The 13936-nt window shown below is 33.6% G+C and carries 7 protein-coding genes; 2 read left to right on the top strand and 5 right to left on the bottom strand.

Going from position 1 to position 13936, the window contains the following annotated elements; genetic code table 11:
* Positions 1 to 2: 2 nt before the first annotated feature.
* The 4 genes from ABIN73_07750 to ABIN73_07735 form a co-directional block, all read right to left on the bottom strand.
* Entirely contained in the window at positions 3 to 1412 is a 1410-nt protein-coding gene (locus tag ABIN73_07750; GenBank protein MEO0269615.1) for a T9SS type A sorting domain-containing protein, read from the bottom strand.
* A 109-nt stretch (positions 1413 to 1521) separates the two neighbouring features.
* The gene (locus ABIN73_07745) at positions 1522 to 1818 is read right to left on the bottom strand and encodes a hypothetical protein (protein MEO0269614.1); all 297 of its coding nucleotides are present in this window, start codon (positions 1816 to 1818) and stop codon (positions 1522 to 1524) included.
* A 2-nt stretch (positions 1819 to 1820) separates the two neighbouring features.
* Positions 1821 to 3035, bottom strand: coding sequence for a MiaB/RimO family radical SAM methylthiotransferase (locus ABIN73_07740; protein ID MEO0269613.1), 1215 nt, complete (start codon positions 3033 to 3035; stop codon positions 1821 to 1823).
* A gap of 5 nt (positions 3036 to 3040) precedes the next feature.
* A complete protein-coding gene (locus ABIN73_07735) occupies positions 3041 to 3223 on the bottom strand; it encodes a hypothetical protein (GenBank protein ID MEO0269612.1) in 183 nt (60 codons plus the stop codon).
* 286 nt (positions 3224 to 3509) lie between these two features.
* On the opposite strand from ABIN73_07735, the gene ABIN73_07730 reads away from it, so the two are divergent.
* Complete coding sequence (locus ABIN73_07730) at positions 3510 to 11777, top strand: SdrD B-like domain-containing protein (GenBank protein MEO0269611.1); 8268 nt, start codon at positions 3510 to 3512, stop codon at positions 11775 to 11777.
* Positions 11728 to 13425: a hypothetical protein gene (locus ABIN73_07725; GenBank protein ID MEO0269610.1), complete on the top strand. Its 1698-nt coding sequence runs from the start codon at positions 11728 to 11730 to the stop codon at positions 13423 to 13425. The genes ABIN73_07730 and ABIN73_07725 overlap by 50 nt, the downstream gene beginning before the upstream one ends.
* 311 nt (positions 13426 to 13736) lie before the next feature.
* Here the strand turns inward: ABIN73_07725 and ABIN73_07720 are convergent.
* On the bottom strand, positions 13737 to 13936 hold a 200-nt coding region (locus tag ABIN73_07720), incomplete at its 5' end, for a T9SS type A sorting domain-containing protein (protein MEO0269609.1).

Here is a 13936-nt window from a genome sequence, read left to right as displayed (position 1 = left end):
TTTCACTTAATTAATAAAACTTTACTCTTCTTTTGCGAGTTTAAAGCATTAAAAATAACAAAGTAAATTCCAGAATTCAATTTATTTATTTCAAAATCCTTTTTATAGTTTCCTGATTTTAAAAAGCCCTTAAAGAGAGTTATATTTTTCTTTCCTGAAAGGTCATAAAGTTCAATTGAAGTTTCTGAAGAAAAAGGAATATTAAAATTGATGGAAATTCTGTTCTTTGAATAATAGGGCAAAAAACTAAATTTATCGGAAAGGGAATTTCCTTTCTCATCAATCTTTAAACCTATTATTTCTGCTCCGTAAATATCTCCATCAACAAAAGCACCAGTAAAGTTACATCTTGTTGTAAAAACATAAAATTTATTATTGGTAAATGTTGTGAAATTACCAACAGGAAATTTGGTACCAGCTGGAGAAAAAATGGCAAACTCACTTGTTACAGGATTTAAGGAAAGGTCAAATAACCTTCCAAAAACTTTCAAGGAATCAAAACTTGTCCAGGTTATTAATATATAATTTGAAATACAAGCAGCAGAAGGTGCAATATGACCTGTTGATGTTACAAGAATTCTTGATGGATAGACTGTTCCATCTAATCCTACAAACCTTGCATAAATTTTCCATCCACTAATTTCTTGATCTGGAAAAAGAACTATAAATTTTGTTCCATCAAAAGTTACAAAAAGTGGGTTATCACTGGGCTCAGGGGAACCATCAATTAAAAAATTAGAGCCATAAAGTGAACCATTTTCATTTACAAGCTGACCATAGATTGCATAATCTGAACCTGTGCTATCAATCCAAGTAATAAGATATTTGCCATTGCCATACGCCATTGAATACTCTTTTCTTATCTTCATGCTTGTAATATTAAGAGCACTGTAATACTGTCCAAGGGTATCAAGAAAAACCCCATCAAGACCATTTGTTCCTATTTTATAAAGAACCATAAAGTATTTCTTGGTGAATGTATTGAAGTGAAGTGTATTGAACCCTGTTATAGTATAGTTATTTGCTATGTTAAATACAGGTCCCATCTGAAAATTAACTGAAGAAATAAATCTACCTTTTACAAAACCGCTCTGTGTCCATGCAACGAGAAAGTTTTTTCCATCAAAGGCAACCTGAGGCAGTGCATAATCAAATTCATAAAAATTGAAATCTGTTGTTCCAAAATTGTATGGAGATCCTATAGGAGAATTATTTGACTTTGATATAAATAGACCATTTATGTAAGCACCACTTGTCCCTAATTCTTTTCTGTATATTCCAAGAAATTTATTATTGTCCTGAGAAATAGAAGTAGCAAAGGTTGAATCCGGTGAAACCTCAACTGGAAATTCATTTATTATCTGTGCTTCCAATATTATTATTGAGGTTAAAAAAAATAAAAAAAATTTCATTTTAACTCCTTTTTTAAAAGGCTTAGAACCTTATCTGCCTATAATACATTTTTTTTATTGTATTTTCAAATTTACTATAATTAAACTTTTTTAAAGGTAGAAAAAGATCCTAAATTTCTATTTCCTCTCTTCCTATTCCAAAACTTTCCCTTGATTTCAATTCCCTTATTTTTTCAATAGCCTTATCATATTGACCCGTTTTAATCAAATTTACTATATCTTCAATTTCTTCACTTTTTTCTCCAGTCTCTTCTATCTCAAAGGTAAAGGAAGATTTTCCTTCCTCAAATATCAGAAATTCTTCTTTTTCTTTTTTTTCTTCTATTTCAGGTAAATTTATCACATCTTTTAAAAGGGATTTTGAACTTTTTATGAGTTCTTTTTTAATTTCCTCAATAATTTTCATAATTATATCTTAAATCCTGAAAGAAGTAAATTTTCAATTTCTTTTACATAGACCTTAACTAATTCACCTTTTCTTACTCCGTTCCCCCTAAATTTCACCTTAAAACCGTATTCTGAAAGACCCTTTAAAAAATCTCCCTCTTTCTTTTCATAAACAGGCTCTAAAATATTTCCTAAAAGAGAATTTAAAAATTTTTCCCTCTTTTTCTTATCAATTTCTTTCATTATTTCCATCCTTTCCTTCAATTCTTTTTTATCAATCTCCTTTAATTTAGCTGCCTCTGTTCCTTCCCTTTTTGAATAAGAAAAAATGTGAATATAGGAAAAGGGAGAGTTTTCAATGTATCTTATAGTTTTGAGAAACTCTTCCTTTGTTTCTGTTGGAAAACCTATAATAAGGTCTGTTCCAATACTGAATCTTCTCTTTAATTTCATAATTGAATTTAAAATATTATCATAAAATTTAATGGTATAGGGTCTTTTCATATCCCTTAACACTTTTTCTGAGCCGCTTTGAAGGGGAATATGCAAGTGTGGAACAATTTTTTCCTCTGTAAGCAAATCATAAATTTTATAAATATGAGAAGGGTGTAAAGAGGATAGTCTTATTCTAAAATCAAAATTTAAGGAAAGTAGTTTTTCAAGTAAGGTCCTTAAGGAAATAGTTTTGTCAATGTCTTTTCCATAATCACCTATCTGTGTTCCTGTTAAAACAATCTCTTTATAACCTTTTGAAACTGCAATTTGCACTTCTTTTAACAGTGTAGAAATATCGTATGATCTTGATTTTCCTCTTCTCATAGGAACTATGCAGAAAGTGCATCTATAGTCACAACCTTCTTGTATTTTAAGAAAGTATCTTGCATGTCCCGATTCTTCAGGGGGTAAAACATTTATGTTCCCATCTTTTTCATCAAATTCTTTTAAAAGGTCATTAAAATTTAATATTCTAATTCTTTCATCTTCCTTAAAAAGATAAGTGGCACACCCTGTTATAAAAATTTTTGCCCTTTCATTTATTTTTTTAATTCTATTTAAAATTTTTCTTGAATCTCTGTCAGCCTTATGAGTTACCGTGCAGGTATTTAAGAAAATATAATCAGATTCGTAAATATTTGGGGTGTATTCAAATTTCTTTGAAATAAGAAGGGCTTTTAATTTTTCACTTTCAGCAATATTTGTTCTGCAACCGAGGGTAAAAATTGTAAACTTTCTCAAATTTTTTACATTTTTTCAAATCTGATATCCTCTTCTTCATCATCTTCAAGGGCAAGGTCAAGCACAAGGGGGTTTATTTGTTTTACAACAATTCTCTCTTTACATTCAGGACAGGAGAATTCATATCCTATTTTTTTTAAGGGCACCTCAATTATAGCCTCACACAAAGGGCACTTTGCTTTTTCCATAATTATATAATAAAAATAAATTTTCTAATTTTTCAAGAAGAAATAAGGGAAAAACAAATGTTTCTATTCATGTAAATGTGAAAGCGAAAAAATGCATAATTTAATTGAACATTCAAGAAAACAAAATCTTCTGAAAAAGAAACAAATAAAAAACTTTAAATGTTTTTTTATTAATATATATTTTATTTTTATTTTATTTTAAATTTTAATTTACTTTATAAATTTTAATTACTTTATAATTTTATTATATATAATTTTATTATATAATAAAGGAAGGTGGTCGTTTATGGGATTAAATAAATTTATATCATGGGGCTTCCTGACCCTTTTGTCCTTAGGGGTCTATGCACAAATAGGAGTAAAACTCCATCAACCACCACCAAATCAGTTAAGAATAACAGATCTATGGTGGGTTGACCTCACTAATCCAACTGATAGAACATATAAAATTTATCTTCACGGAGAAATAAAGGAAAGTAAAAAAGGTCTTGTAGCAAGAGCAAACTCCAATGACTTAATACTTTCTCCTGGTATAAATCGCATAAAAGCTAATGATATTACTGAAATAAAGGACCGATTTTATCTTGAAGAGTATGAAGAAATAATCTCAAGGACAGGACAGCTTCCAGCTGGAGATTATACTATTTGCATCTATGTTATAGATGTGGAGACAAAGAAAGAACTTGGAAGTGATTGTATTCACCATGTAGTTCAACCGGTTTCGCCACCAAGACTTTTATCACCAACTGATAAAAGTGTATTAAGAGAAAAAAATCCTTTATTTACCTGGGTTCCTCCCTCACCTTTACCTCCTACTGCTTCAGTTTCCTATACATTAAGAATATGTGAGGTTAAGGAAATGCAGTCTAAAGAAGAGGCAGTTAGGTCAAATGTTCCCTGGTTTGAGGAAAGGAACTTAACAGCAACAAATTTTCGCTACCCTGTATCGGCAAAATCCCTTGAAGAGAATAGAAAGTATGTCTGGCAAATTCGTGCCTTTGATAGATTAACCGGCTTTCCTATCGGAGAAAGTGAAGTATGGGAGTTTAAGATAGAGACAGAATTAGAAAAAAAAGAATTAGAAAAACCTGCGCCACCATCTCCACCTTTTGCAAAAATACAAGCTGTGCAGTTAGAATGTAATCCCTCACAAGTAAATATACAAAAAACGGGGAATATACTTATGATTGATGGAACAGAAGAATCGGATTGTATCAGACTGGAACTTTTTCCTCAAAGTTCACAAGGAGGTCCGAAAGGAGCTAATACAGTATCAGTTAAAACCGGGGTTAAGATTTATGTTCCTGCTACTTCAACAACACCTCTTACTTCAGTTTTTGATTTTGATAAAATAAAGATCAATCTTTACGAAGGTAATGATTTTGTTGTCTTTGATGCTTCAAATGGTTCAATATCAGACTACTTTTATATCTATGTTGATGGGGGTGAGGGGAATGATATAATTCTTGGAGATGTAGATCTTAAAAATTTGGGCTCTGATCCAGATACTGCGATTCAGAATGTCGTTTATTTAATCAATACACTCAATAATGCAAGGGAGTTAATTGATAGTTCTTATGAACTTATCAAAATGTCTAATGAACTTGTTGAAGATGTTTCTGATGTTTTAAAGGGGACAGCAGATAGCTTAATACTGCCTTCAGCATATTGTCTGAGAAATATTGAGAGTAAGTTAGTTACACCAACAGCTGAAAAGGTTCTTGAAACTTATAAACGCTTGAAACCTTATGTAGAGGAAAACCTTGCTAAGGATACTAAAGAGTTTTTAGTAGATGGTGATAGTTTGAGAAAAAAAATTGAAACTATAGTTGGACCCTCCGAATTGCTATTACAAAAGGCAGAATCTTTACTGATTCAATCCTGGGAATTTTTGTGGTTTATATCTCAATATGGATGTGAGAGAGAAACCCCTCCGCCGCCTTTACCTACACCTGAAGGTCCAAGAGAAGTTCCTGAAGGTCCAAAAGGAGGAAGTAAAGAGGGCAGTAATAATCCAGGAGACAAAAAAACTGTGCCGGAAAAAATAACTCAATTCGGTGAAAAGATAAAAGATACTATTCCAGAAAAACCAGAGCTTCCGAGCCCTTCTGCCCAAAAACTTCTTGAAAACCTTCTTATGTGTAAATCACAGATTACTGGTAATATAAACCAATTGAAAAATTTGATTATCAATAACCAGTGTCCAGAAGATCCTGAACCATTTGAGACTGTATTTGATGAGAACCTTCAAGACCCTCTTGGTTTAACACCTCAACCATGTGCCCAGCTTGAGCAAATTATAGAACAATATGAGAATTATTTAAATTCATTTTTTGATGATGCTGATCCAAACTCTAAGGCATCACAGACTCTAAACAAGTCTAATAGTATTGAGTCAAAAGGAATAACTTTTGAAACAAATGGAGAAGCTCTTGGAGACGATGAAAACAAAAATTCAACTGTAAGTAATCTTATTCTTATGGGTGAAAACCTTGTTAATAAAGGTGAAGCACTTAATTCTAAATTTGAAACCCTCAATGATGATTGGGAAAAATGGGTCTCTAAAACAGAAGCTGAATTGGATTCTGCTAGTAATTATGTATATAATTGTGGCGGGAAACTTCTCCACAGTGCAGGAAATTTTGAAGGAAAATATGAAAATTTAATCCTGAAACAGGCTGATAATTTACTTTTGAAAGCAAAACATTTAGAAGATAAACTTAATCAGATTATGCAACAGGCGATTCAGCTTTTAGGTAAAAATGTATTTCAAAATCAATCAGGCCCCTGTAATATTAATATTAACACGGAAAACACCTTTAAAGGAGGACAAGGGAATGATTATATTTTTGGGACAGCGGATAACGATTCCCTTATTGGTGAGGGAGGAAAGGACCTTCTTGTTGGTAAGGAGGGAGATGACTTAATACTTGGGGGAGATGATGAGGATTTAATTTTTGGAGGAAGTGGAGCAGATCAGCTTCACGGTGGGCCCGTTTCTGATATTTTAATTGGAAATGCTGGTAATGACTGTTTGTTCGGTGAGGGTGGAAAGAAAGATACAATCTTCGGAATAGAATTTCGACTTGGGGACCTTTTCTTTGGTTCTTCTGGAAATGATAGAATAATAAGTGGAGATAAAGACAATGATACACTAAATGAGCTTGATTTAGCCTGGGGTGGAGATAATGACGATAAAATTCAGCTTGGTGACGGTAGCTTTTTTGGAGATGATACAGTTACTTACTTTAAACTTGGTAATCTTGCTTTTGGTGGAAACGATAAGGATACAATTTTAACTCAAGAAGGTATTGATATTATCTTTGGTGAAAATGGAAATGACAAAATAAATACTGGTAAAGGGTATAGCCTGAAATTCAAGGATAATAACGGAAATATTGTTTTCACCTTACCACTCGGTGATCTTATTTTTGGAGGAATTGGTGATGATAATATAGATGCTGACGATCCCAATTCTGACAGGTCTTTTGATGATATTGATGTTGTTTTTGGTGGTGATGGTAATGATGTGATTAATGTTTACGGTGGCGATGAGATGGAAATCGGTAGTAACAATCCCTTTAAGGTTTATCTTGGTAATCTTGTTCTGGGTGGAAATGGAAATGATGATATAACTGCTCTTGATGGTATAGATGTAATTTTTGGTGATGATGGAGATGATAAAATTAAAAGTGGTAAGGGATACAATCTGGAAATTAAGGATAATAAAGGAAATAAGTTATTCAGCCTCCCCCTTGGTGATTTAGTTTTTGGTGGAGGTGGAAATGATAATATAGATACTGATGACCCAAATAAGAGAGGTAATGATGATATTGATATAGCTTTCGGGGGTGATGGGAACGATGTGATCAGGGTCTATAGTGGTGGAGAGATGGTAATAGGCTCACAGCAACCTTTCAGGCTTCGTCTTGGCAATCTCGTTTTTGGTGGTAACGGCAATGATGATATAGCTTCATTATCAGGTATTGATGTGATTTTTGGGGAAGAGGGAAATGATAAAATTCAAACTGGTGAAGGTTCCATAATTGAGATCCAAAAGGATTTTTCGCTAAATTTAGGTGATTTTATTTTCGGTCAGAAGGGTAATGATATATTGCACGGTGATAAAGAAGACCCAGGTAAGGGAGAAGATGGCATTGACCTTATTTTCGGAGGAGAAGGTAACGACCGTATCTATGGTGGAGCAGGTGGAACTATAAAAGTCGGGGATGATTTTAATTTTCTTTTTGGAAATCTACTTTTCGGTGGTCCCGGAAATGATTTCATTCGCGGAGATTATAAAAACTGGAAAAATGATGAAAAAGATAAAGAGGGGGGATTAGATTTAATATTTGGAGGAACCGATAATGACACAATTCAGGGAAGTAATGGTGGAGTCCTTGCTGTTGGTAATATTCAAAGTAATCTTGTCTTTTTAGCGCTTGGAAATTTACTCTTTGGTGGTCCTGGAAATGACAGGATAGAAGGTGCTAATCGTGCAAAAGCAGGCAACGGATTACTTTTAGATCAGGTTTTGCCAGATGTTAATGATTTAAGTCAGTGTATAGATACCATAGGTAAAAAGTTCATGGTATTAGAGAATAAGATTCAAAAATTTTTTGATCCTTCCACTGGTCAGTTTGAAAAGTTAGAGAAGGCTTTTTTAGATTTTAAAAAGATTAAAATTAATGATATTAACGATGTCCAACCAAAATTCCAAAAACTCCAGAATCTGATAACGGAAGTTAATAAATTTGTTGATAGTGTAAATAAACTAATAACAATAATACAGGGAACTGTTAATAAGGCAAATTCGTGTATGAATACAGTGGGAATTGGAATAAACACAGGAGGTTCCGGTGAGCTTTTAAGTGGTCTCGGAGATATCGGGGCAGAGATTATTTCCTGTGCAAATAAATTGAAAGATCTGGTTAATGATTTACATAATAAATATCAAACATATCAACAAAATGTAGCTAAGCTGAAAAAAATTACTGAGAAAACAGAGAAATATATAGGGAAATATATTACAAGGGCAAAGCGATATTTGAAAGGTCTGGATAGTAAAAGCAAGGAAGCCAAAAAAGAGAGTGAAAAGATTTCCAAGACCACAAAAAAATCAGTTGAAGATTTGAATAATTTAAAAAATTGGCTTGGAGATATTTTCAACCGCATTATAGCTTTTCTGGGTGCAGCAGACCTAATTTTTGCTGGGACTGATAATGATTATGTCCAAGCCTTTGACGGAATTGACCTTATTTTTGGAAGTAAAGGAGATGATAATCTAAATGCAAAAAACGGTGGAATTATTGTCATAACTATTAAAGTTCCGCCGGGTGTTCCAGCTCCTGCTCCTCTGGGATTTGGAAATTTAATTTTTGGTGGAGATGATAAGGATAATATTACAAGTGAAGGACGTATTTTACCACCAATTATACAACCTCCTCTTGAGATTGATTTGATTTTTGGTAATAAATGTAATGATGTAATTGACGCAGGAGATGGTTTCAACATTGCTTTTGGAGGTAAAAATGATGATAAAATTGCCGGAAAAAATGGAATAAATTTACTTTTTGGTAATAGTGGTGATGACAGCATTATAACAGGGGGTTCTATTGTTGACAGTTCAGGCAAATCATTTGGTCTTAATGTTGCTTTTGGTAACAAAGGAAATGATGTCATTTCTGGTGGACAGGATGCATTCGGTATTTATGTTCTTTTCGGTAATAAGGGAAAAGATAATATTAATGGTGGAGCGGGTCTGACAGTTGCTTTTGGAAATCAAGATGATGATAAAGTCTGGGGAGGTCCAGGTCTATCTCTACTTTTCGGTAATAAGGGAAGCGATGATGTTAAAGGAGGCAGTGGTTTAACAGTTGCTTTTGGTAATAAAGGTAACGATAAGGTTTCAGCCGGTCCAGGGCTTGCATTACTTTTTGGAAATAATGGTAACGATAAGGTTTCTGGTAGCAGTGGTATATGCTTAGCCTTTGGAGGTAATGGGCACGATATTTTGGAAGCAGGAACAGGAGCCAATCTCCTTTTTGGAAATCAGGAAGATGACAGGCTCAGATCTGGGTCAGGTTTTAGTGTCCTTTTCGGTAACAATGGAAGTGATGTACTGGAAGGTAGTTCAGGTATTTTATTTGGATTTGGTAACGATGGAGGAGATGTAATCATAGGTGGTAATAATTTAAATATCGGTTTTGGTAACCAGGGTCAAGACCAGTTTTTCGGTGGAAATGGTGAAAGCCTATTTATTGGTGGTAGAGAAAATGATGTGATCCGAGGTGGTAGTAATAATGATCTTATTCTTGGTAATGATGATGATGATTATATAACTGGGGGAGCTGGTGGAGATTTAATTTTTGGTAACAAAGGCGATGATGTGATTGGAAGCGGAAACGAAGGGGATATTATTTTTGGAAACAGAGGCAATGATAATATATATTCTGAAGATGATAATGGCAACGACTTTCTTTTTGGTAACCGCGGCAATGATAATCTATATAAGAAACAGCACCCTGGTGATAAAGCATTTGGTGGACGTGGCAATGATAATAAGTATATAAATTCCGCTAATGTATCTCTCGGGCTTCCTTCAAGAGGTGAGATTTACGGACGGGTAATGTTAGACCTTAACGGTGATGGAATCGGTGATGTGGGTCATGCAAATATAAAAGTAAATGTAGGGACTGGTTCCACCTGGACTGATGAAGACGGCTTTTTCAGGTCTAACGCTTTTAGTAATGGAACTTATAGTATTTCTCAGACAGTACCTTCAGGGTTTCAGCAAGTTTTGCCGTCCTCAAGCCCAATAAGTATATATATCAATAAAGGATATGAACTCCATGAAATTAATTTTGTCAATAAGCCATTACCCGGTATCATGGGAGTAGTTTTCAAGGATGAAAATAAAAATGGCATACAGGATCCTTATGAACCGGGACTCCAGGGCTGGAAAATTGAAATAACAGATCTAAATAATAATCCAAAAGGGAGTGGAATTACTGATAATTACGGATATTATTATGTTTCTGTTTCTCCCGGGGACTATATAGTAAAGGAGATTGTTCAGTCAGGATGGGTTTCTACGACTCCGAATCCAGTTAAAGTTAGACTTTTGCCTAATGGAAAATTACTCTTGCTTCCAGAGGAAAATTGTCCTGAACTATTTACACAGGTTGATTTTGGTAACTACTCAAGAGAAAATGTTGAGGCTGAACTCTGTATTATTAAATTCCATGACCTTAATGGAAACGGTAAAAAGGACTCGGGTGAACCAGGAATTGAAGGCTGGGATTTTGATATTTCTGGGATTGGTCAGAAAATTACAGGAGCCGATGGTAAAATCTGTTTTAAGATTAATGCAGGAAAATATACAATCACCGAAGGTGTTCATCCAAACTGGACACCTACAACCCCACATTCTCAGAATGTAACAATCAATCCAGGACAACAACTTACTATTTATTTTGGTAATAAAAAGAAAGAAGAAGAGGGAAAAATCTGTATAATTAAGTTTAATGACCTTAATGGTAATGGTCAGTTTGAATCCTATCCACCATTTAATGAAACTCCTCTTTCAGGCTGGACATTCAATATTTCTGGAGTTGGTTCAGTAACAACTAATAAAGAGGGTAAAGCTTGTGTGAATGTGAAGGCAGGAACTTATACTATTACTGAAGTTACCCAATCGGGCTTTACACCAACAACACCAAATCCTCAAACTGTTACAGTTCAGCCAGGACAGACAGTTACTGTAACATTCGGAAATAAAAAAGAGGAGAAAGGTTGTATTCCGCCTCCCTCAGGTCTTGTTGGCTGGTGGCCACTGGATGAAACACCTGGCAATACTTTTGCAAATGACATTGCAGGAGCTGCAAATAAAGGTTCTTTAGGTGCTGGAGCTCAATTTTCTCCATCAGGAGGTAAAGTAGCAGGAGCATTAATGGTTAGTGGGCAAGGACCCGGATCAATTAGAGTGCCTAATCATCCAGAAATTAATGTGGGAACAGGTGATTTCACTATTGATTTATGGGTAAAAACTACATGGAAGAATTACCAGTATCACGCAGTTCTTTACTCCAAATCTGAACCTCAAAATATTTTGAACCCATATGTGGGTTATACCCTTTATTCTCTTTCACTATACGCTACTACAATATCCGCTGCTCAACCTATCAAAGTAGTTCCTAACTTTCAAATTGCCCAAAAAGCTGGTTCATCTTTATCTGTGGAAAACCATACTGCTTTTAACTCTCCAGATATTTCTGATGGTAATTGGCATCACATTGCAGTAGTATGTGTTGTATCTAATAAAAAAATTAAAATTTTTGTGGACGGTAATATGGTTTATCAGGGCAGTTCAGATATGTTAGGAAAGAATCTTAATAATGAGGACCCAGTATACTTCCCTAACGGTTTTGGTATATATGATAAGCGAGATCAGTTTACAGGATATATTGACGAGGTTGAACTTTTCAAACGTGCTTTAACTGACAATGAGATCAAAAGTATTTACAATGCTGATAAATATGGTAAATGCAAGTAATATTATGATTAGGAGAAGGTTAATAATATTAATTTTCTTTTCCTTTATTTCTCTTATTTCGGAACCAATAAAATTTTCGGGTTCCCTTGAAATATATGCAGAATTTGATACTCTTTATGGTGTAAAACAGGACCGTCCCTCAAGAGATCTGCGGTGGAAATTTAATCCTAATATTACTGTTTTTGATATGCCTCTGTCTTTTAATCTTTTTCTTACAAACTTAGAATCCAATTTACTCCAGAGGGTAAATAAATTTAGAATTTCTTTAGAACCAAATAAGCTCTCGCGTGAAAGGGTTCATTTACCAGGATTTTTATACTCTATCTCCGGAATTCAAATCGGGGCTTCCCATCCGGATTATTCTTATTTAACACTTTCAGGTATTCCAGTAAATGGTTTTGCTCTGGAATTGAATCCAGGAATATTTTATTTTGCTTTTACTTCTGGTGAAATTCAGAGAGGGGGTAAAGGTTCGGACCCTACAGATTTTGCATATCAAAGAATGCTCTATGCAGGAAAATTCGGATTTGGTAAGAAGGATAAAAACCATTTATACTTTACTATTCTCAAATCAAGGGATAACCCCAATTCTATTTCTCCATATACCATTCCTGTTCCACGGGATACTTCCGGTCAGGATACAGTAGAGGTTAAAACTCCAGAGGAAAATTTTCTTATTGGAATAGAATTAAAAATTTCACTCTTTAAGGATAAGTTTAGTCTTGAATCTGAACTTGTTGGTTCCCAATTCACAAAAGATGTAAGAACAAGTGAAGTTACCTTAAAAGACTTTCCTAATTTTGTAAATAAAATCCTTCATCCGAGAATATCAAGTAGTTATGACTATGCTTATTCTATAAAGCCAAGTTTAAATATCTTAGGGGCAAATATCTATGGCGGTGTAAAGATGATAGGTCCTGGTTTTAAAACTCACGGGAACCCATATTTAAGAAATGACAATTTGGTCTTTGAACTTGGAGGGAGCAGGAAATTTGGTTTCTTTTCCTTTTCAACTTCTTTTTTGAAAGAAGAGAATAACCTTCTTAACTTTAAAAAATCAACCACTTCTCTTACATCTTATAATATCAGTATGAGTTTAACTCCGACAAAACTTCCGTATTTTCAAATCTCATATAACCCTTATATACAGAAAAATAATACCCTTAACACAGAAAATAAATCCAGCACATTTTCCTTATCTTCCGGTTATAGTTTCAGTTATTTAGGAGTTGGACATTCTTTAAGTATCAATTCTTCTTATCAAGATTATAAAGGGGAAAATAACAAAAATAACTATAAATCCACAGGTTTATCTTTAACATACAGCACCGCATTTAAAATTCCACTTTCCACATCAATTGGGGCTGGTATAACTAAAACTATTCGTCCAGAAGAAACCTCAAATCTTTTTACCCTTGATTTAAGTGCGTCTTATACATTTTTTAAGTCTTGGGCAAATACTTTGGGTTTCAATATAGCAAGTGAAGATAAAAGGAGCAAAAAGGGTTTATATTTAACTTCCAGTTTTCCGGTTCGTATTATTGGAAATACAAGTATCAGGCTTGAACGAAATATTTACAGGGATATTGATAAAAGTAAAAATTATAATGAGTTTCTTGTGAGATTTATCCTGAGTAGGAGCTGGTAACATTTTTTATTATTGCTCTCTAATCTCTTTTTACTTTAATTTACGCTCTTGATTTAGGAATAAGGGATTCTATTTTACCTTGCGTTTCCTGAATTTCTTTTTCCATAAATATACCGTAGCCCTTCTTAACTCCAAAACTATCTTTCGTTGCCTTGTCGCCTATTTTTCAAAAAATTTGATAGTTAATCTCCCTTAATTTTTCCTTTTTATCATTATTTTTTACACTTTTTTAATCCTTTCATATTTTAATCCTAAAGTATTTTTAATCTACTTTTCAAATTATCTAATATCTCTTTAAAATTTTTCAGACACTATTTTAAAATAGAAAATTTTTTAATCCTTTTCTCCCTCCCTTTTAAAACTGCAAAATATATCCCCTTATTCAATTTATTTTTAAAATCTATTTTGTAAATTCCTGGCTCAAGCTCTTTATTTATAATATTTAAAACCTTTCTTCCTGACACATCATAAATTGAAAGGTCTACCTTTTGCTTATCTGGAATCGTTATAA

The sequence above is a fragment of the candidate division WOR-3 bacterium genome (assembly GCA_039804025.1).
Lineage (GTDB): Bacteria > Hydrothermota > Hydrothermia > Hydrothermales > JAJRUZ01 > JBCNVI01.
This window is presented reverse-complemented; position numbering and strand designations above follow the sequence as displayed.